We start from the raw sequence: 20,168 nt of genomic DNA, 5'->3' as shown, positions 1-20,168 counted from the left end.
CATGGCCCAGATCGACAACCTTCCTCCGCTGCGCGAGGTCATCCGACAGCACGAGCTGATGGCCAAGAAGTCCCTCGGCCAGAACTTCCTGCTCGACCTCAACCTCACCGCCAAGATTGCGCGGGCGGGCGGCTCGCTGGAGGGGGTGAATGTCGTGGAGGTCGGCCCCGGTCCCGGCGGCCTGACCCGCGCTCTGCTGGCCTGCGGCGCTCGCCATGTGGTCGCCGTCGAACGCGACGAGCGCTGCCTGGCGGCCCTTGCCGAAATCGCGGCCCACTATCCCGGCCGGTTGACGGTCCATGCCGGCGATGCCCTCGAAGCGGATTGGCCGGCGCTGATCGCCGGGCTGGAAGGGCCGGTGCGCATCACCGCCAACCTGCCCTACAACGTGGCGACTCCCCTGCTGATCGGCTGGCTGAAGACCGAGCCCTGGCCGCCCTGGTTCCAGTCGATGACGCTGATGTTCCAGAAGGAAGTTGCCGAGCGCATCGTGGCCACCGAAGCGGACGGGGCCTATGGCCGCCTCGGGGTCCTGGCCGGATGGCGGACGGAAGCGGAAATCGTCTTCGACGTGCCGCCGAGTGCCTTCGTGCCACCGCCCAAGGTCACCTCGTCTGTGGTGCATCTGCGCCCCCGTCCGGCGCCACTGCCCTGTACTCCGGCGGCCCTGGAGCGGATCACGCAGGCCGCCTTCGGCCAGCGGCGCAAGATGCTGCGCCAGAGCCTCAAAGGGCTTGGTGGTGACCTCGCGGCCGCGCTGGCCGATGCGGGCCTGCGCCCGGAGATGCGCGCCGAGGAAGTCCCGGTCGCCGCCTTCGTCGCGCTGGCGCATGCCTTGAAGTAGCGTCAGCGCCCGCGTGTGAGTGCGTCGAGGTCGGCCTTCAGCGTATCAACCAGCTGGCCGACCTGCGACTTGTCCTGGCGCTTCATGCGTTCGACGTCGAGGATTTCCTTGAGCTTGGCATAGGTCGTCTGCAGGTCGGTGTTGACCAGCACATAGTCATATTTCGTCCAGTGGCTGATCTCGACGCGGGCATTCTGCAGGCGCTGCAGGATGATCTCGGGACTATCCTCGGCCCGCCGCTCCAGCCGCGCCTTGAGTTCGGCCACCGACGGCGGCAGGACGAAGACGGAGACGATATCCGGCCTCATCTTGTTGTAGATCTGCATGGTGCCCTGCCAGTCGATATCGAACAGGACATCACGCCCGGCGGCCAGGGCCTCTTCCACCGGCCCGGCCGGCGTGCCGTAGTAATTACCGTGTACCTTGGCCGATTCCAGCAATTCGCCCTTCTCGCGCATGGTCTCGAAGCTACCGGCGTCGATGAAGCGATAATGCACGCCGTCAATCTCGCTGCCACGGCGCGGCCGCGTCGTTACCGAGATCGACAGATGCATCGACTTGTCTTCGGCCAGAAGAAGGCGTGTCAGCGTGGTCTTGCCGGCACCGGAGGGCGAGGAAACGATCAGCAGGAGGCCCCGGCGCTGGGGAACGGACGCAGTGCTACTCATTCGATATTCTGAACCTGTTCGCGGAATTGCTCGACCACTGCTTTGAGAGAAAGACCGGTCGCGGTCAAGCTGACATCATTCGCCTTGGAGCAAAGGGTGTTGACTTCCCGGTTGAACTCCTGCGCGAGAAAGTCGAGGCGCCGTCCCACCGGGCCGCCCTTGGCCAGCAGATCGCGCGCGGCGGCAACATGCGCATGCAGCCGGTCGAGTTCCTCGCGGATGTCGGCCTTGGCTGCCATCAGGATCGCCTCCTGGTGCAGCCTGTCGGGGTCGAGCGACGACGAGGCGTCGAGCAGGGCGGCAATCTGGGCGGCAAGCCGCTCCCGCACGGCCGCGGGCTGGCGCGCTGGATTGGTGTCCGCCTCACGGGTGAGGGCCTCGATCTCGTCGATACGGCCGAGCAGGACGCGGGCGAGCGCCTGCCCTTCCCGCCGCCTCATCTCGGCGCATTGGGCTACGGCCCTGGCGAACCCCTCCAGCAGGACCTCCTGCAGCGCGGCGCGTCCCGCCTCGTCCTCCTCCTGCTCCTCGACCTCGAGCACGCCCTTGATGGCAAAGAGGCCATCGAGGCGCGGCGCCGCCGCATCGACCTTGTGCGAGGCCTCGGCCATCGCCGAGACGATGGCATCGAGCACCGCCTGGTTGATACGCACCACCGGCGCCACGGCATCGCGCTTCAGCGACAGGCCGATCTGGCACGAGCCGCGAGCAAAGGCGGCGCCCAAGGCGGCGCGTGCCGAAGCCTCCAGCGCCTCGAATCCGGGCGGCAACCGGAAGCGGACGTCGAGGCTCTTGCCATTGACGGTCTTGATTTCCCAGGCCCAGCGGTTCGCGCCGGTCTGTCCTTCCACCCGGGCAAAGCCGGTCATGCTGACAACGGACATCTTCCAACGTTCCATACGGTGATTTCAGCATCCGACCGGACGGATTTCACCGGCAACCGGAACTGAGCGCTCGCTCCCGACGCGCCGCGAGCGCGTCGAATAAGCCTGACGGAAGATAGAGCCCCGCGGCCCCGCGCTCAAGCGGCTCGCACGCAGCCAGCCTATTGCACCGACTGCGGCGAATTCAGATCGAAGGTCTTGTCGAGCAGCGGGTCATGGTTGGTATTGGCGACAGGATCGTCAAAGCCGCCCTTCTTGGGCTTGCCAGCCTGGGCCGGGTCGGCATTGGGTGCGGCCGGCGCCTCTGCAGCCGGGGGCGCCGAAGGAGCAGGCAGCGGGACATCGGCTGCAGGTGCCGGTGACGGAGCGGGTGCTGGTGACGGAGTTGGTACCGGTGGCGGCGTGGGTGCAGACGGCGCCTCGGCCTCCGTCTGCTGCTTGCAGGCCTTGCTGCCTTTCTTGCAAGGCTTTGCCGGTGGCTTGGCTGCGGGGGCCTCGGCCGGGGCTGGCGCCGGCGCCGCTGCGGCATTGTCCGGTGCCGGCGCAGGTGTCGGCTGCGGCGGTGCGACGGTGGCATTGCCGCCCTGCTGCTGGAACTGGCGCCATTTGGCGACATTCTTGTTGTGCTCGTCCAGAGTCGGAGCAAAGGCATGCCCACCCGTGCCATCGGCAACGAAGTAGAGATCCTTGGTCGCCAAGGGGGTCGCCACGGCCTGCATGGCGGCCCTGCCGGGATTGGCGATGGGGGACGGCGGCAGGCCGGCTATGGTGTAGGTATTGAAGCGCGTCGGCTGCGAGAGGTCGGCGCTGGTCAGCGCCCTGTCGAGCTTACCCTTGCCGCCGACCATGCCGTAGATCACGGTCGGATCGGATTGCAGGCGCATGTTCTTCTGCAGCCTGTTGATGAAGACGCTCGCGACATGGGGCCGCTCATCCGCCTGGCCCGTCTCCTTCTCGACGATCGAGGCCAGCGTTACCATCTCAGCCGGGCTCTTCAGCGGCAGATTGGGCGCGCGCTGCTTCCAGATCTGATCGACCAGGGCCTTCTGCTCTTCCTGCATCTTGCGCACCATGGCCGAGCGCGTGGTGCCACGCTCATATTTGTAGGTGTCGGGCAGGAGAGCTCCTTCGGGCGGCACCGGCGGGGCATCGCCGGTGAGCAGGTCGTCCTGGCTCAGACGATCGATGATCATCTGGCTGGTGAGGCCCTCGGGAATGGTGATCGAATGCTGGATCACCTTGCCGTCCACCAGGATGTTCATGACGTCATACATCGAGGCGCCGGGCTTGAAGGCGTATTCGCCCGCCTTGAGATTGCTATGTCCCAGGATCAACGCGCCGGTGGTGAAGACGGTGGCACTGTCGATCACGCCCTGGCGCTCGAGGGAATCGGCGATCTCGTCACGGCCACTGCCCTTGGGCACATAAACGGTCTTGGCTTCGGAGAGCGGCCCGGGCGAGGTGAACTGGCGCAGACCGAAATAGCCGCCGATGGCGATCAGCATCAGCAGGACGAAGATCGCGTTGCCCGCGACCACGAAGGGATTGCGCACGGCGCTCGAACGTGTCGGCGGCTTGGCGACGGCATCGGGCTGGATCATGTTGCGGGATCCGCGCGAGCCGGCAGCACCTTTCCCGAAGGAGCGCGAGCGTTCGTTCGCTAGTCCCGAATCATCCCGATCATCGACCATAGAAACCTCGTACGCCTACATATTTGCCCGCCTCGACCGCGGGCCGCAGAGCCTGGCAACTGGCGGATCTATTGTGCCATGCCCGAGGCGCCCTGTGTTCCCACAGAATCGCCAAGAATCGCAAAAACGCGTCGAAACAAAGAGTTAGAGCAAAACACGGCCTTTGCCAAAATGCGCTTTGCCGCACAAATACCAGTGTGTTTCGGCGAAAATGCATCAAAATACGAACAATAAGGCGACCTCCGATTGCCGAAACCGGAAGCCGTATCACCTCTGCTCCGGCGGGCATGCCCTGCGAATATGGCAGAAATGCCGGCCAGCTCCCCCATGCCTGCCATGCGCCACGCGTTTTGCGATTTCTCGGAAGTACCAGGAACCGCAAGGACGCCCGAGCCGATCCGCTGGATTGGCTCGAAAACAAAGAACCCGAGCAAATCGACGTTCACGCCTGTACGCGCTCTGCTCGGGCAGAGGATCAATCGGCCTTGCGCAGGATCAAGGAGGCGTTGGTGCCGCCGAAGCCAAAGGAATTGGAGAGCACCACATTCACCTCGCGCTTGCGCGCCTGCAACGGCACCAGATCGATCGGCGTCTCCACTTCGGGATTCTCCAGATTGATGGTGGGCGGCACGATCTGGTCGCGAAGGGCCAGGATCGAGAAGATCGCTTCGATCGCACCGGCAGCGCCGAGCAGATGGCCGGTCGCCGATTTGGTCGACGACATCGAGGCCGTCGCGGACGCATTTCCGAGCAGGCGCTGGACGGCGCCGAGCTCGATCGTATCCGCCATGGTGGAGGTGCCGTGGGCGTTGATGTAGTCGATCTCGCCGACGGAGATACCTGCCCGCTTCACTGCCATCTGCATGCTGCGGAAGGCGCCGTCGCCGTCTTCTGACGGCGCAGTGATGTGATAGGCATCGCCGGAGAGGCCATAGCCGATGACTTCGGCGTAGATCTTGGCGCCACGCGCCTTGGCGTGACCATACTCTTCGAGCACCACGCAGCCGGCGCCCTCGCCCATGACGAAACCGTCGCGATCGCGGTCATAGGGGCGCGAGGCACGTGTGGGCTCGTCGTTGAAGCCGGTCGACAACGCACGGCATGCGGCAAAACCCGCAAGGGCGAGACGGCAGACCGGGGATTCGGTGCCGCCGGCCACCATCACCTCGGCATCGCCGAGCGCGATCAGGCGGGCGGCATCGCCAATGGCATGCGCACCGGTCGAGCAGGCCGTGACCACCGCGTGGTTCGGCCCCTTCAGGCCGTGACGAATGGAGACCTGGCCGCCGGCCAGGTTGATCAGGCGGCCGGGAATGAAGAAGGGCGAGATGCGGCCGGGACCGCGATCGCGAAGCGTGATCGCGGCATCCTCAATGCCCTGCAGGCCGCCAATGCCCGAACCGATCAGGACGCCGGTCTCTTCCTGGTCCTTCTGTGAGGCGGGATGCCAGCCGGCATCGTCGAGCGCCTGGGTGGCCGCGGCCATGGCGAAGACGATGAAGTCGTCGACCTTGCGCTGCTCCTTGGGCTCCATCCACTGATCGGCATTGTAGGTGCCGTTGCTGCCATCGCCATGCGGAATGAGGCCGGCAATGCGCGCCTTGAGATCCTCCGTCTCGAAACGGTCGATCTTGACGATGCCGCTCTTGCTCGCAAGGAGATTGGACCACGATGTTTCGACATCGCCACCCATCGGGTTGACCATGCCGAGACCTGTTACGACAACGCGCCTCATATAACCTCCAAAGGCCGGGGAATCGCCCTCCCCGGCTACTCAAACCCGTTTGATCGCAAAATTGCCTGACGCAAGGCGGGCATTGAAAGGCAGGCGCCCTGAGGGCTGCCCTTCCAATGCCTCGAACGCATTGCCTTTACGCTGAACTGGCAGCCGCTATGCCTGCTGTCACTCCAGGGTTCCCGGCAATGATGCAATCTCGTCCCCCGGCCGGTCGATGGATGGATATCGGGGAGCTTTCGCTCCCCGATCGTCTCAGGCCGTAGCCTTGGTCAGGAACTTGACGGCATCGCCGACGGTCAGAATCGTCTCTGCGGCATCGTCGGGGATTTCGCAGTTGAACTCTTCCTCGAAAGCCATGACCAGCTCAACCGTGTCGAGCGAGTCAGCGCCCAGATCGTCGATGAAGCTCGCATTCTCGGTGACCTTGTCCGGATCGACGCCGAGGTGTTCAACCACGATCTTCTTCACGCGGTCTGCGATATCGCTCATTTTTCGTTCCTTTGATAAACCAAGACTGCCTGCCGGCACTTTATTCCGCCGCCGGTGAGGCGGTCGGTGTTTGGATAGTTCCTTGAGCCGGGGCCAATCCTTCGATTGACCTCCGATTATCCCGGACAATCACATTCGTAGGGGCCATCGGAATGTCCCTCGGCGGTGATTAACACACTTCAAATGCCATTGCCAGCGGGCATCCCGCCAGTGGAAATCACTGTGGAATTGACGCCTAACTCGTTCAAATCATTGCCATTCCGCCGTTAATATTCAAAGTTTGCCCGGTGGTATAGGCAGCCTCTGAAGAGGCAAGGTAAACGGCTGCCGCCGCAATCTCGTCGACATGACCGAGCCGATGCACGGGGATCGCGGCAAGGATCGGTTCCATTTGCTTCTCGTTGAGGGCATCCGTCATCGCCGTTTCGATGAAGCCCGGCGCGATGCAATTGACGGTGATTCCGCGGCTCGCAACCTCATGCGCGAGCGACTTGGACATGCCGACCAGGCCGGCCTTGGAGGCGGCATAGTTGGTCTGGCCGGGATTGCCGATGACACCGGAAAGCGAGGCAATGTTGATGATGCGGCCGGTACGGCGCTTCAGCATTCCCTTCACCGCGGCCCGCGACAGATGGAAGGCAGCAGAGAGGTTGACGGCGATGACGCTGTCCCAGTCCTCATCCTTCATGCGCAGCATCAGATTGTCGCGGGTAAAGCCGGCATTGTTGACCAGGATGTCCAGCTGACCCAGGGCCCCCTCGACACTCGGGACCAGCGCGCCGAGCTGTTCCTTGTCGGTCAGGTCGCAGGCGAAGACGTGGGCACGCTCGCCCAGCTTGGCCGCCAGTTCCTCCAGCACCGCCTTGCGCGTACCGGAAAGCGCCACCGTGGCGCCCTGCCGATGCAGGGATGCGGCAATGGCCGCTCCGATTCCGCCCGTGGCGCCGGTCACCAGGGCTATCTTGCCAGTAAGGTCGAACATCGTCATCCCCAATCGAGTGCTGCCGGCCACTGCGGGCGCACCCTTTATTGTTTATCCTCACCCGAAATGACCACCCGCTATCGGGCGGGTGGCCGTGGGCCCTTTCATCGCAGTGTCGGCGCGAATGCCGCTACATCGTCCGGTGTACCAATGCTCACCGCTTCTACGCCGGAGGCTATACGCCTGACCAACCCGCTCAGAACCTTTCCAGAGCCGACCTCCACCAGCTTGGTGACACCGGCCCCGGCAAGATATTCGACACTTTCCCGCCAGCGGACGGTTCCCGTCACCTGCTCGACGAGGCGGCGGCGGATCTCGGAAGGATCCGAGATCGGCTGGGCAAGGACATTGGCAACCAGAGGCACGACCGGTGCTGCGATGGCGACCTTTTCAAGCGCCTCGGCCATGGCATCGGCAGCCGGTTGCATCAGGGCGCAATGGAAGGGAGCCGAAACCGGCAGGAGGATGGCGCGCTTGGCGCCCTTGCCCTTGGCGATCTCCACCGCCCGCTCGACCGCTGCCTTGGTGCCGGAAATGACGACCTGGCCCGGCGCATTGTCGTTGGCAGCCTGGCAGACTTCGCCCTGCGCTGCTTCGGCGGCGACGGCGGCCGCCTGCTCGTAGTCGAGACCGAGGAGGGCGGCCATGGCGCCGGTCCCCACGGGCGTCGCGGCCTGCATCGCCCGCCCGCGAATGCGCAGCAGGCGGGCCGTATCGGCGATCGTCAGCGCCCCCGATGCAGCCAGGGCCGAATATTCGCCGAGCGAATGGCCGGCAACGAAGCTGGCATGTTTCCGGAGATCGAGGCCAGCCTCGTCCTGCAGCACACGGAAGGCTGCCAGGGAGACGGCCATCAGCGCCGGCTGGGCGTTCTCCGTGAGCGTGAGGTCGTTGTCCGGGCCATCCCAGATCACGGCCGTCAGCTTCTGGCCAAGCGCTGCGTCGATCTCGTCGAAGACGGCGCGGGCCACGGGAAAGGCATCGGCAAGCGCCTTGCCCATCCCCACGCTTTGGCTTCCCTGGCCGGGAAACGTGAAGGCGATACTCATGCAAGAACCCCGTTTGAGACGGCGCGTTGAGACAATAGGCTGCTGCCTGAGTCAAGTCCGAAGGGTGAGAATACCCGTTCATCTTACACAAACTTGGCAAAACTCGGTCTTTGCGGATCTTTCGGCAGAGCTCGCTGGCAATTCCGCCGCCCGGGGCGCATCCGCGTCAACCGACCGCGTGTTTAGAATTGGTCAAATATCCTCCCAACATTCTGCGGAACCGCCTTCCGGCACTTCTCAATTCTTGAGAGATGCCAGCCTCTTCTCGACTTTCGCAAGAAAATAGCGACGCTGCTTTTCGGTGGTTTCGTCGAGACGGTGCAGTGCCAGCCACATCGTGCGACAATGCGGAGCGCAAAGACTCTTCAGGCCGCGCAGAAGAATATTGCGTCCAGGCGCCTTCATGAACAAGGTCCACCACCACCAGGGCGATCCCAATGTGGAGATGACGCCCAGCAGGCGGATCTGTGTCAGCACCGGGCCGATCGCCTTGCCGTTTTCGGGCATGGTGAAGGTGGCGTGCGGCACCCAGACCCGCTCGAGCCAGCCCTTGAGCATGGCCGGCGGTCCATACCACCAGGTGGGATGAATGAAGATGAGCCCCTCGCACCAGCGCAATTGCGCCAGATGCTCGGCCACGGGCGCCTCATTGCTGCCCGGCTCGTGATAGCCGCGCCTTTCCTCTGCACTCATCACCGGATTGAAACCCTGCGCATAAAGGTCGATCAGGCGGACCTCATGCCCCGCCTTGCCGAGCGCGCGCAGGGCGGTATCCCGGATCGAGGCGCCAAAGCTCTCCGAACAAGGATGGCAATAGACGACGAGGAGTTTCATCGCGGGTACTCTGAAGCGAAGTGCGCTTTGATAAGAAACGCACTTTTATACTAAAATCGGCTCGACGCATCGCTGTGATTTGAGTTTATTTATTCAAATCACAAAAGTTTTTAGCCGGAAACTGAGTCCGGAATACTGCATGAGCGGTGGTTGCAGAATGCTGATGCAGCACCGTCAAGACCATGACTCAAGCGGCGATCAATTCGAAGCGATCGACGTCGACCATGCCCTTGTCGGTGATCTTGAGATGGGGAATGACCGGCAAGGGCAGGAAAGCCACCTGCAGGAAGGGTTCGGCCAGGGTGACACCAAGGGATTTGGCGGCTGCGCGCAGCGGAATCAGGTGGTCTCGCACTTCCTCGAAAGTCAGCAAGCTCATCAGGCCCGCCACCGGCAGCGCCAATTCGGCCAGGATGACGCCATCCCGGGCCACCACGAAGCCGCCGCCGATCTCGCCGAGGCGGTTGACCGCCAGCGCCATGTCGGCGTCATCGGCACCGACCACGCAGATATTGTGCGAATCGTGTCCCACCGAGGAAGCGATTGCCCCCTGCTTCAAACCGAAGCCCTTGACGAAGCCGCGACCGATATTGCCGTTGACGCCATGGCGCTCGACCACGGCCACCTTCACCACGTCCTGGTCGAGGTCGATATTCCGATAACCACTCTCATAGGGCAGGCTCAACCTCAGATGCTCGGTGATGATCTTGCCGGGCACCACACCCATCACCGGCCCGGTCGGCCCGCCTGCCTTGACGCGGAAATCGGCCGCCGAAACGCGGGGAGACTTCATCGAGCCAAGCCCCACCGGTGCAATGCGGGTCCGCCCCTCGAACAAGCCGTCCTCCACCAGCCGGCCGGCGCTGATCACCTGGCGCACGGCACAATGGTCGAGATCCTCGATGAGCACGATATCGGCCCGCTTGCCGGGCGCGATCACGCCACGATCCCTGAGCCCGAAGGCCATGGCCGCCGACAGGGTCGCGGTGCGATAGGCCGCCAGCGGCTCGGCGCCGAGGGCGATGGCGGTGCGGATCATGAAATCCAGATGACCCTCCTCGGCAATGTCTAGGGGATTGCGATCGTCGGTGCAGAAGGCGAGATAAGGCGAGTTCCTGACCGTGATCAACTCGGCAAGGGCATGCAGATCCTTGGAAACGGAGCCTTCCCGGATCAGCAGCGTCATGCCCTTGGCAAGCTTTTCCCGGCCCTCCCTGGCCGTTGTCGTCTCATGGTCAGTACGAATGCGGGCGGTGAGATAGGCATTCAGATCCGTGCCGATGAGAAGCGGGGCATGGCCGTCGATATGGCCGTCCTGGAACGGCAGAAGCTTGGCGAGGCAGGCAGGATCGGCGTTGATCACGCCCGGGAAATTCATGAACTCGGCAAGGCCGATCACGCGGGGGTGGTTCTTGAAGGGTGCGAGATCCGCAGCCTCGAGCCTCGCACCGGCGGTCTCCAGATGGGTGGAGGGCACGCAGCTCGAAAGCTGGACGCGCAGGTCCAGCGCCGTCTCACCGGCCGCCTCCAGAAAATAGCGGATGCCATCGGCCCCGACCACGTTGGAAATCTCATGCGGATCGCAAATGGCCGTGGTCACGCCATGCCGGAGCACGCAGCGGTCGAATTCGGGAGGGGTGACAAGCGAGGATTCGACATGCAGATGCGTGTCGATGAAACCGGGCACGGCCACAAGCCCGCGCCCGTCGATCTCGCGCCGGCCGCGATAGCTGGCATAGGTGCCGACGATGCGATCTCCGCCGATGGCGATATCGGTCTCGGCGAGGTCGCCGCTGACAAGGTCGAGGAGGCGCACATTCTTGATCACCAAATCCGCCGGCTCGGTGCCCCGCCCCTGGGCGATCAATCGGGCGAGTTCGCTGGCGTCCATCCGGGCGATTCCTTCTGCATGCAAAGGAGCAACTTAGACCTTGGAGCGCGGACTTCCAGTCCGCTTTTCCTTGTCGGCGAAGGCACGGCACCCTGGAGGATCGATCTCCGCAGTTCCATCAATTGAGGGAGCAGATCGACCATCTCGGAAACGTGTCGCACGAGGGGATCGCCCCTCCGTGTTGCCTCGCCTCAGCCCACGACCCGTCCATCTGCAACCGTGATGACCTGATCGGCCCTGCCCTCGACATCTTCGGGCGTATGCGTGGTCATCAGCACGGTCAGATTCTTCTCGCGACGCAGCGTATCGATGAGATCGATCATGTCGGCACGCATGGTGGGATCGAGCCCTGTCAGCGGCTCGTCGAGCAGCAGCAGCGGGCGCGTGGTCAGCATGGCACGCGCGAGCGCGACGCGCTGGCGTTGGCCACCGGAGAGCTCTGAAGGCAGGCGCGCTTCCATGCCGGCCAGATCGACATGGTCGAGCATCGCCGAGATGGCCTGGCGATCGGCCGCCGAGAGCCGAAGGGAGGGCGACAGGGCGAGACCGGCATTCTGCAGGGCTGTGAGATTGGGCAGGAGATTATGGTCCTGGAAGACGATGGCCACCGGCCTGTCAGCCGGCTTCAGCGGCAGGAGATCGATCCCCCCGAAGCTGAGCCTGCCGCTCGCCGGCTTTTCGAAACCGGCAATGGCGTGCAGCAAGGTGGACTTGCCGCCGCCGGAAGGACCAACCATGGCCGCTAGCGCACCGCGCGGAACCGTGAGGTCGTAGCGCCCGGTCCAGTCGTCGATGATGATGGTGAGATTATCCACGACGAGCATACCGGCCTCCAAACCGCCCAGCCACCAGGAACAGCACGAGCACGAGACCGGCAAGCAGCGCGGCAATGCCGTCCGCCTCGGCGACACGGTAGGAGCCGAGCTTGGCGTAGAGCAAGGCCGGCAGTGTCACCAGGCTCTGCGAGCCGAACAGGGCCACCACGCCGAGATCGCCGAGCGAGAGCGCCATGGCAAGGGCGAAACCCGCCGTCGCCGAGGGGGCCAGCAAAGGCCACTCGACCAGACGCAACCGCGCCCAGCCGGTCAGGCCGAGATTGTCGGCCAGTCGGCCATACCGCTCCTCAGCCAGAGCCATGGGCGGATCGACGAGCCGGTGCACGAAAGGCAGAGCCATCATCGCATTGACCAGGATGAGAGCCGGCATCGCCACGAAATCGGTCGCGCCCAAGGCGCGGGCGATCACGTAGAGACCCGCTGCGAAAGCCAATGGCGGAGCGGCCAGTGTGAGCAAGGGCCCCGCGGCCATCAGACGGGCGAGACGGGGCCAGCCCTGCTTTGTCAGCGACAGGCGCGAACGCGACAGCAGGAGGGCAGCGGCCAGCGACAGCAAGGCAGCCGCCAATGCAACCACCAGACTGGTCACGAGGGCTCGGGGCACCTGCGGATCGATGCCAGCCATCAGCGTGCGGCCCGCGTGAATGACCGCCAGCAAGGGTGGCAGCAGCAGAAGCAGCGCAAAGCCGATGACCAGTGCATCGGCCAACTGCAGCCAGCCAGCTTCGCGATCGGGCCGTTCCAGCCTGCGTCCGACACTCGCCGCTTCCGGCGGGCGCACCAGCAACGGCGCGGCAAGCGTCACCAGCAGTGCCATGGCGACGATCTGCAGCAAGGCCAGCACCGCGGCCCGGGCAAAATCGGCATCGGAATGGATGGCCTGGTAGATTGCAACCTCAAACGTGGCACTCCCCGGCCCGCCTCCGAGCGTAAGGGGAATGGCGAAGGACGTCGCACAGGCGATGAAGATCAGGAGCGCGAGCGCCGGCAGGTCCCGCCTCAGCACCGGCCAGTCGATGCGACGAAAGATGGTAGCCGGAGGCATGCCGAGCGAGGCTGCCAGCCGCCAATGCTCGCCCGGCACCGCCTCCAGCGCCGCAAGGAACACCCGGCTCGCGAAGGCACCGTTGAAGAACACATGCACCATCAGGATGCCGGTGAGCCCGTAGAGCGAGATGGCCGGCAGGCCGATGGCGCCCAGCACGGTGTTGGCGATGCCGGCCCTACCGTAGATACCGGCAAAGGCGAACACGGCGACGATCGAGGGCAACGCCGCTGCAACGCCGAACAGGGCCAGCAGCAGCCGACGTCCGGGAAATTGCCGCCGGGCCAGCGCCAAGGCCACGAGCGCCCCGAACGAGAGGGACAGCAGAGTGGAGAGCAGCGCCTGATAGACGGTGAAACCGGCGATCGAGACGAGATAGCCGACATTGCCCTGCCAGGCGTCGCCGCCAGCCGCGAGAAACAGGCTGGCGAGCGCGGCGAGCACGAGTGCGGCAAGGCCGCCGAGGAGAATCAGGCCGGGCATTCAGATTGAAGCATCTTTACCCTCCCCTGGAGGGGGAGGGTCGGCCTGAAAGGCCGGGGTGGGGTGACTCTTTGCAAAATATTTCAGCTTTGGCCGAGGGAAGACGATTTGGAAGGGCCAGTGCATCCCACCCTACCCCGACACTTCGTGTCGACCCTTCCCCTCCAGGAGAGGGTAAAGGACCAGCGTCGAGCTTCACCTGCCCTTCCTCACTTCGCCATGGCGGCCAGCCATTCGTCGATCCAGGCCTTGCGGTTCTCGGCGAGCTTGGCCGGATCCGCCATCAAGGCCTTGGCGGGCACGGCAACGGCCTTGAAGCTCTCCGGCAGGCCGGCAGCGGGCGTCCTGGCCGGATACATCCAATTGGTCTCGGGCAGGACGGACTGGGCCTCGTCGGAGATGAGGAAGGTGAGGAACTGGCGCCCGAGTTCCTGCTGCTTTGAACTCGCCGTCACCCCGGCGACCTCGACCTGGGTCTGATGGCCTTCCGGGAACATCGCAGCCTTGTAGTTGGTCTTCTTCTCGGCACCGATATGGTAGGCGGGCGAGGTCGAATAGGAGAGCACCATGTCGGCCTCGCCCTTCAGGAAGAGCCCATAGGCTTCCGACCAGCCCGAAGTGACCGTGACGATGCGAGGCTTCAAGGATTTCCAGGCGTCGGAGGCCTTGTCGCCATACACGGCCTTCATCCATGCGAGTAGGCCAAGGCCCGGCGTGGAGGTGCGCGGATCCTCGATCACCAGCTTGGGACCGTTCTTGTCGTCGACGAGATCCTTCAGGCTGGCGGGCGGGATCTTGAGCTTGTCGCTGTCATAGACGAAGGCGAAATAGCCCCAGTCATAGGGAATGAAGGTCTTGTTGGTCCAAGGCTCGGGCAGGGAGAGCTTCTCGGCTGCCACGCCATGCGGCGCGAACAGGCCTGATTTCTCCGCCTCTCCCATCAGATTGTCGTCGAGCCCGACGACGACGTCGGCCTTGGTCGAGGCCCCTTCGAGCTTGAGCTTGGCGAAGAGGGCACCACCGTCATCGGCGGTGACATAGGTCAGCTTGCAGTTGCACTTGGCCTCGAAGGCGGTTTGCAGCGGCTTGCCGGGGCCATATTCGCCGGAGAAGCTCTCATAAGTGTAGACGGTGAGCACCGGCTTGTCGTCGGCCGAGGCCGTTGTGGCGACGGTGGCCAGTGCGAGAGCGGCGAGCAGTTTCCTCAGCATAGCGTCCTCCATGTCGAAAACGGTTCGATACGGATGACGGCGGTGAAGAAAATTGAGGTGAAGCTGAAAGCTTCGAAGCTCATCCCTCCGCCGGCACGACCCGGATCAGGTTCGATGGGTTAGACGTAGCTTGCGGCCATCGTCTTCTCAGCCCTTGCGGGCACCCCATGAGACAATTCTCGTGTTAGCGCTTTCCCGGCACGAGGGAAAGTCCGTTTCATCGCGGCAGCCGCCCTCTGCCGACGACAGGCCAAGACTTGGGGCCTCACCCAGCATCCGCGCCATGACGGAGCTGGGTCACCGGCCTGCGATCAGGCGATACCGAGCCGAGCTGCGGCGAAAGGTCGGAGGCGCGAATCCGTATAGTCGGGAATCGCCAGTTCCACGCCGGCCGCCAGCAGCGCCTCCTCGCTCATGCTGGTGGCAAGACCGATCACGGCAAGGCCCGCTGCCTTGCCAGCCGTGATGCCCGAGCGCGAATCCTCGAAGGCCAGGCTGGAAGCGGCCCGTCCGTACAGGCGCTCCAGGCCGACAAGGTAAGGATCTGGATGGGGCTTGGGATTGGCAACCTCAGCGCCGATCACCACGGTCGGAAAGCGTTCCACCAGGCCCAGATTGACCAGCTGATGCTCTGCATTGTCCCGCGGTGCATTGGTGACCACGCCGACCGGCACCCCGTTCTGCTCCAGCCAGTCGAGGAAATCCGTCAGTCCCTTCGCCGGCTTCAGCCCCACGAAGAGGCTGCGGAACATCGCCTCCTTGTCGTCGACGAGCTTGAGGGCGGCATCTTCGTCGAGATCCTTCAGGAAGTTCCTGGCAAGCAGGCTGTTGGGCTGGCCCATGATCTCGGAGACATAGGTGTCGAGGGAAAGCTCGATCCCGTGCGGCGCCACCATCTCGCGCCAGGCCTCGTAATGCAGGTGATCGGCATCGACCAAAGTGCCGTCGAGATCGAAGAGAGCAACGGATTTCACGAAACAAAACCTTCTTCAGAGAGGCAGGAGCTGGGGCTCGTCGCGGAACTGCACGGCATGGAGGGCGGCATAGCGCCCTGCCCTGGCGAGCAGCGCCTCATGGCTGCCCTCCTCCACCAGTCGGCCGCCGTCGATCACGCAGATCTTGTCGGCTTCCTGGATGGTCTGCAGCCGGTGGGCGATTACCACGACGGTGCGGCCGGCGCAGAGATCGTCGAGGGCATTCTGCACCGCCTGTTCGGATTGCGAGTCCAATGCGGCCGTGGCCTCGTCCAGAAGAATGATCGAGGCATCACGCAGGATGGCACGCGCGATCGCGATGCGGGCGCGCTGCCCGCCGGAAAGCTGCAGGCCGCGCTCACCGACCTCGGTGTCGTATTCCCGGTCGAAATCCACGATGAAGTCATGGGCATAGGCGGCTTTGGCCGCCGCCTCGATCGCCTCCTGGGAGGCACCCGGCCGGCCAAAGGCGATGTTCTCCCGGATGGTGCCGGCGAACAGGAAGACGTCCTGGCCGACATAGGCCATGGCACTGCGGAGGCTGGCGACGGAAACCGACGCGATGTCCTGCCCGTCGATTTCGATCGCGCCGGAGCCCGGCTCATAAAAGCGCAGGATCAGGTTGAGCACGGTCGACTTGCCGCTGCCGGACGGACCGACCAGAGCGGTCGTCTTGCCGGCCTCGGCGACCAGGGAGAGATCCTGCAAGACCGGCTCGTCCGGCTTGTAGCCGAAGCTCACCTGATCGAAGGCGATATGGCCACCTCTGTTGACGAAGGCGGGTTTCTTGCTCTCGCCTGCCCCTTCGCGCGCCGGCTGATCGATGATGTCGTAAAACATGCTCACGCCGGCAACGGCGGCGTTCAGGTCGACATTGACGCGAGCGAGTGCCTTGGACGGCGCATAGGCGGTGAGGAAGGCGAACAGGAAAGAGATCAACTCGTCGACTGTGAGCTGGCCGGCGGTGATACGCCAACCGCCATAGATGATGACCGCCGCAACGGCAAAACCGGCCATCGTCTCCATGATCGGGCCCGAACGATTGCCGAGCCCCGCCATCTTGTTGGCGGCTGCCTGGGCCTCGGCCACGCCGGCTGCCATGCGGGCCCGCATGGCCTGCTCCATGCCGAAGGACTTGACCACCCGGATCCCTTGCGAGGTTTCCTGAATGATTCCGGTGATCTGCGCGGTGCTCTGATATTGGCGCTTCACCACACGCCGGATCCGCTTGGTGATGTAGCGGATGCCGAGCACGGCAGGCGGCATCACCACGAGGGCAGACAAGGCCAATAGCGGATCACGCATGATCATCACGGCGATCAGTGCACCGACCTGCAGCACGTTGGAGACCGAGGTGACCAGAAGATTGGAGGCGATGCGCGAGGAATTGGCCACGAAAGTATTCGAGGCCACCATTTCGGTGGAATGGCGCGCGGTGAAATAGGCCATGTCCTGCTTCACGACATGATCGAACAGCCGCTGCTGCACGCTGGCGATGATGGAGTTGCCGATGCGGGCGAGCACGGTGTCCTTGGTATAGGCAGCCGCGCCGCGAACCAGGAAGACCACGACGACCAGCAGGGCAAAGCCTGTGATCTGCCCCATGCTCTGCTTGTCCCACATGGCGCGAATGACCGGTCCGATCAGCCAGGCCACCAGCCCGCCCATGGACGCTTCGATCGCGCCGGCAGCAATCGCCACGCCATAGGCGCGGGTGTGCTTGCTTCCTTCATCGGAGAACAGGCGCCGCAGCAACGGCATGGCGCGGACTGTGTTCTGAGCCTCTGTGGAAATGGTGGCAACTCCTGGAACAGCGCAGGTTCTTGCCAAACCCCCGCTGCACTCCGACCTTGGTTTCAACGCGCCTCTGCGTTTCCCGGGATGCCCCGTCGGTCGCAAAAAGCTCTGGCAATCGCCGCGCTTCTATCACCGGCGCGGAATTAAGGCCAGATGGCGGCACTAGCGCGCGATGGGACGACTTCCGCAGTCAGGCCGCCGGGAAACGGGCGAGGAGCGCCTCCGCCTCAGCCATTCCGGCGGAATCGTTGACATTGGCGAAGGGATCGAAGGGCTCGGCCGGCCACGTCACTTCCGCGAAATCGTGACGGCGAAGAATGGCCTCCACCCGGCGCTGATCCTCCTCGACCAGAGCCTTCCGCAGGGCACTACGCAGATGAACGGGCCAGAGCGCCGCCGTCGGATGGCGCCGGCCGGCGGAGACTGCGACGGCGCCCCTTCCTGCCTGTGTCCCGGTCCGCAGCCTGGCCACCAGATCCGCCGGCAGGAAGGGCGCATCGCAAGGTACCACCGCCACGTCGTCAAAACCGGCCTGCGCCGCATGGTCGAGACCGGCGAGCACACCGGCCAGCGGCCCCGGGAAATCCGGCACGTTGTCCGGCAGAATGGGAAGAGCCAGCGCCTCGAATCGTCCGGCATCCCCGTTGGCATTGAGAAAGAGGGCGCCGACCTGCGGACGCAGGCGCATGACGATGCGCTCGAGGATCGTCCGCCCGCCCAGCAAGGACAGCCCCTTGTCGCCGCCGCCCATGCGACGCGACAGGCCGCCGGCAAGGATCAGCCCCATGACGGCGTTGCCTGTCTTCTGCTCGTTCTGGTTCAACGACACTGCCTCGCCTTTCCGAGATCGATGGCGGCTGAAGGTCGCCGTGCCGCCGCTGAGGATGTTCCATGCCAACGGCATGTCGAGCAAGCCCAGAGGGACTTTTCCGGGATTTCTTCAACCCCGATAGGGCGGAGATGCGTCGCGACGACGCACAATGGTTGAATGGCGGCCCTCGGCTCGCTAGAGCGGTGATATGTCCGCTCATCCGTCTTCTCCATCGGCGACCGATCCGGCCCAGCGCATCGACCTGCGCGGCCTCAAATGCCCACTGCCCGTGCTGCGTGCGCAGAAGGAGCTTGCGCGCCTGGCGCCCGGCGACCGCCTCATCCTCGAATGCACCGATCCGATGGCTGCGATCGACCTGCCCAATCTCATGCGCGAGACCGGGGACATCTACGAAGGACGCAGCGAGGAGCAAGGCTTCACCGCGCACCACATCCGCAAGGGACCGACGCCATGATGCGGCTGATGGGCCTGTCGGGCTGGAGCGGCGCCGGCAAGACGACCTTGATCGCCGCCCTGATTCCGGCCCTGCTCCAGCGCGGCCTCACGGTGTCGACCATCAAGCACGCCCACCACGCCTTCGATGTCGACAAGCCGGGCAAGGACTCCTACATCCACCGTGAATCGGGTGCCCGGGAAGTGCTGGTTGCCTCGGCCCATCGCTTCGCCCTGATGCATGAGCTGCGTGGCGCTCCCGAGCCCCCCCTCACCGAACTCCTGCGGCGATTGTCGCCGGTCGACCTCGTCATCGTCGAGGGTTTCAAGAGCGATCCGCATCCGAAGATCGAGGTGCATCGCACGGCGACCGACAAGGATTACATCTATCCCGGCGATCCCTATATTCGCGCCATCGCCACGGACGCACCCGGCCCCTTCCCGATGCCGCGCTTCGCGCTCGACGACATCGACGGGATTGCCGAATGGGTGATCCGCGAGGCAGTTCCCATCGAACCGGGAGATGTCTCCCCTCTCTGAACGATCAGATCACGTCCATCCCCTTGAGCCAGCCAAGGTCGATCACAAGCCGGGAGTTTTCCATGTCACAGCGCCCTCTCCTCCTCGTCACCGGCGGAAGCCGCGGCATCGGAGCCGCCGTCTCGCTCAAGGCCGCCGAAGCCGGCTACGATCTCGTCATCAATTACCGTAGCGACCATGTCGCGGCCGAAGCCGTGGCGGAGGCTGTCCGGCGCGCGGGTGCGCGGGTACTGCTCCTTGCCGGCGACATGGCCAAGCAAGACGACATTGCGGCCCTGTTCGCCGCCGTAGACGCGTTCGGCAGGCTGACCCATCTGGTCAACAATGCCGGCATCACCGGCAAGTCCGGAAAGCTCGCCGACACCGATCCGGCTATCATCCGTGAAACCATCGACCTCAACGTCACCGGTGCCATCCTGGTGGCACGCGAAGCGGCCAAGCGGCTTTCGACCCGGCTGGGCGGCCCGGGCGGGGCCATCGTCAACATGTCCTCCGCCGCGGCGACCTTGGGCTCGCCGGGCGAATATGTCTGGTATGCCGCGTCAAAGGCCGCGATCGACGGATTGACCTACGGCCTCGCCCGGGAACTCGCCACTGAGGGCGTTCGTGTCAACGCCATCCAGCCCGGCATGGTCGACACCGAGATCCATGCGCGCAGCACGGGCGACGCCGGACGCGTGGAGCGCATCAGGCCGAGCATTCCGATGCAGCGTATCGGCACCGCCGACGAAATTGCCGATGCAACGCTCTATCTGTTGTCGGAGGCTGCGAGCTACGTCACCGGCTCGATCCTGCGCGTTGCAGGCGGCCGCTAAGGCATCGACCGGTGACACCTAAACGCCGCCTTTGTCATGCCCGGGCTCGCCCCCCGGGGGCAGCGGGTCTGGATTGCCGGGTCAAGCCCGGCAATGACAAAGGCCGGGCCGATTCAGTCATTGACGAACCCTA

At 64.3% G+C, this 20,168-nt stretch carries 20 protein-coding genes and 1 riboswitch; of the genes, 4 read left to right on the top strand and 16 right to left on the bottom strand.

Annotated features, from left to right (window positions below):
• Position 1 precedes the first annotated feature (1 nt).
• Positions 2 to 844 (top strand): 16S rRNA (adenine(1518)-N(6)/adenine(1519)-N(6))-dimethyltransferase RsmA, encoded by an 843-nt coding sequence (gene rsmA, locus ACIGJE_RS12950; RefSeq protein WP_311933170.1) that lies wholly within the window; start codon positions 2 to 4, stop codon positions 842 to 844.
• A gap of 2 nt (positions 845 to 846) precedes the next feature.
• Here rsmA and gmk read toward each other — a convergent pair whose 3' ends face one another.
• From gmk to mobA, 16 genes are all read right to left on the bottom strand, one after another.
• Positions 847 to 1,512, bottom strand: a complete 666-nt coding sequence (gmk, locus tag ACIGJE_RS12945) for a guanylate kinase (protein ID WP_311933171.1) — start codon at positions 1,510 to 1,512, stop codon at positions 847 to 849.
• Positions 1,509 to 2,396, bottom strand: a complete 888-nt coding sequence (locus ACIGJE_RS12940) for a YicC/YloC family endoribonuclease (protein WP_367625638.1) — start codon at positions 2,394 to 2,396, stop codon at positions 1,509 to 1,511. Before ACIGJE_RS12940 ends, gmk begins: the two co-directional genes overlap by 4 nt.
• A 161-nt stretch (positions 2,397 to 2,557) precedes the next feature.
• Positions 2,558 to 3,997 (bottom strand): endolytic transglycosylase MltG, encoded by a 1,440-nt coding sequence (gene mltG / locus ACIGJE_RS12935; RefSeq protein WP_367625637.1) that lies wholly within the window; start codon positions 3,995 to 3,997, stop codon positions 2,558 to 2,560.
• A gap of 158 nt (positions 3,998 to 4,155) precedes the next feature.
• A complete protein-coding gene (locus ACIGJE_RS12930; protein WP_483677615.1) occupies positions 4,156 to 4,533 on the bottom strand; it encodes a hypothetical protein in 378 nt (125 codons plus the stop codon).
• Between the two features lie 29 nt (positions 4,534 to 4,562).
• Positions 4,563 to 5,822 carry a beta-ketoacyl-ACP synthase II gene (gene fabF / locus ACIGJE_RS12925; RefSeq protein WP_311933174.1) on the bottom strand — a complete coding sequence of 420 codons (1,260 nt, stop codon included), beginning with the start codon at positions 5,820 to 5,822 and terminating at the stop codon, positions 4,563 to 4,565.
• 255 nt (positions 5,823 to 6,077) lie between these two features.
• Positions 6,078 to 6,314, bottom strand: a complete 237-nt coding sequence (locus ACIGJE_RS12920; protein WP_068287214.1) for an acyl carrier protein — start codon at positions 6,312 to 6,314, stop codon at positions 6,078 to 6,080.
• Positions 6,315 to 6,558: 244 nt separating this feature from the next.
• Positions 6,559 to 7,296 (bottom strand): 3-oxoacyl-[acyl-carrier-protein] reductase, encoded by a 738-nt coding sequence (gene fabG, locus ACIGJE_RS12915; protein WP_415083739.1) that lies wholly within the window; start codon positions 7,294 to 7,296, stop codon positions 6,559 to 6,561.
• 104 nt (positions 7,297 to 7,400) lie between these two features.
• Positions 7,401 to 8,345 carry an ACP S-malonyltransferase gene (fabD, locus tag ACIGJE_RS12910; RefSeq protein ID WP_440724403.1) on the bottom strand — a complete coding sequence of 315 codons (945 nt, stop codon included), beginning with the start codon at positions 8,343 to 8,345 and terminating at the stop codon, positions 7,401 to 7,403.
• 237 nt (positions 8,346 to 8,582) lie between these two features.
• Positions 8,583 to 9,179: an NAD(P)H-dependent oxidoreductase gene (locus tag ACIGJE_RS12905; RefSeq protein WP_311933177.1), complete on the bottom strand. Its 597-nt coding sequence runs from the start codon at positions 9,177 to 9,179 to the stop codon at positions 8,583 to 8,585.
• A gap of 187 nt (positions 9,180 to 9,366) precedes the next feature.
• Complete coding sequence (gene ade / locus ACIGJE_RS12900; RefSeq protein ID WP_483677611.1) at positions 9,367 to 11,070, bottom strand: adenine deaminase; 1,704 nt, start codon at positions 11,068 to 11,070, stop codon at positions 9,367 to 9,369.
• Positions 11,071 to 11,261: 191 nt separating this feature from the next.
• A complete protein-coding gene (locus tag ACIGJE_RS12895; RefSeq protein WP_311933179.1) occupies positions 11,262 to 11,894 on the bottom strand; it encodes a thiamine ABC transporter ATP-binding protein in 633 nt (210 codons plus the stop codon).
• Entirely contained in the window at positions 11,878 to 13,434 is a 1,557-nt protein-coding gene (locus tag ACIGJE_RS12890) for an ABC transporter permease subunit (RefSeq protein WP_483677609.1), read from the bottom strand. Before ACIGJE_RS12890 ends, ACIGJE_RS12895 begins: the two co-directional genes overlap by 17 nt.
• A 209-nt stretch (positions 13,435 to 13,643) precedes the next feature.
• On the bottom strand, positions 13,644 to 14,657 hold the full coding sequence (gene thiB, locus ACIGJE_RS12885) for a thiamine ABC transporter substrate binding subunit (protein ID WP_483677607.1): 1,014 nt from the start codon (positions 14,655 to 14,657) through the stop codon (positions 13,644 to 13,646).
• 53 nt (positions 14,658 to 14,710) lie between these two features.
• Positions 14,711 to 14,823: riboswitch (TPP riboswitch) on the bottom strand.
• A gap of 133 nt (positions 14,824 to 14,956) precedes the next feature.
• The gene (locus ACIGJE_RS12880) at positions 14,957 to 15,619 is read right to left on the bottom strand and encodes an HAD family hydrolase (protein WP_367623913.1); all 663 of its coding nucleotides are present in this window, start codon (positions 15,617 to 15,619) and stop codon (positions 14,957 to 14,959) included.
• Positions 15,620 to 15,634: 15 nt separating this feature from the next.
• On the bottom strand, positions 15,635 to 17,380 hold the full coding sequence (locus ACIGJE_RS12875; protein ID WP_367623914.1) for an ABC transporter ATP-binding protein: 1,746 nt from the start codon (positions 17,378 to 17,380) through the stop codon (positions 15,635 to 15,637).
• 226 nt (positions 17,381 to 17,606) lie between these two features.
• Complete coding sequence (mobA, locus tag ACIGJE_RS12870; protein ID WP_367624304.1) at positions 17,607 to 18,203, bottom strand: molybdenum cofactor guanylyltransferase MobA; 597 nt, start codon at positions 18,201 to 18,203, stop codon at positions 17,607 to 17,609.
• 232 nt (positions 18,204 to 18,435) lie between these two features.
• Between mobA and ACIGJE_RS12865 the strand changes: the two genes are divergently transcribed.
• From ACIGJE_RS12865 to ACIGJE_RS12855, 3 genes are all read left to right on the top strand, one after another.
• Positions 18,436 to 18,702: a sulfurtransferase TusA family protein gene (locus ACIGJE_RS12865; RefSeq protein WP_311933184.1), complete on the top strand. Its 267-nt coding sequence runs from the start codon at positions 18,436 to 18,438 to the stop codon at positions 18,700 to 18,702.
• Positions 18,702 to 19,220, top strand: a complete 519-nt coding sequence (mobB, locus tag ACIGJE_RS12860) for a molybdopterin-guanine dinucleotide biosynthesis protein B (RefSeq protein ID WP_311933882.1) — start codon at positions 18,702 to 18,704, stop codon at positions 19,218 to 19,220. Before ACIGJE_RS12865 ends, mobB begins: the two co-directional genes overlap by 1 nt.
• A gap of 62 nt (positions 19,221 to 19,282) precedes the next feature.
• Positions 19,283 to 20,035, top strand: coding sequence for an SDR family oxidoreductase (locus ACIGJE_RS12855; protein ID WP_415083751.1), 753 nt, complete (start codon positions 19,283 to 19,285; stop codon positions 20,033 to 20,035).
• Positions 20,036 to 20,168 lie beyond the last annotated feature (133 nt).

This window comes from Labrys sp. E2SS-1L (assembly GCF_057073705.1).
Note: the sequence above shows the minus strand (reverse complement) of the source record. Positions and strands in the feature narration are given on the sequence as shown.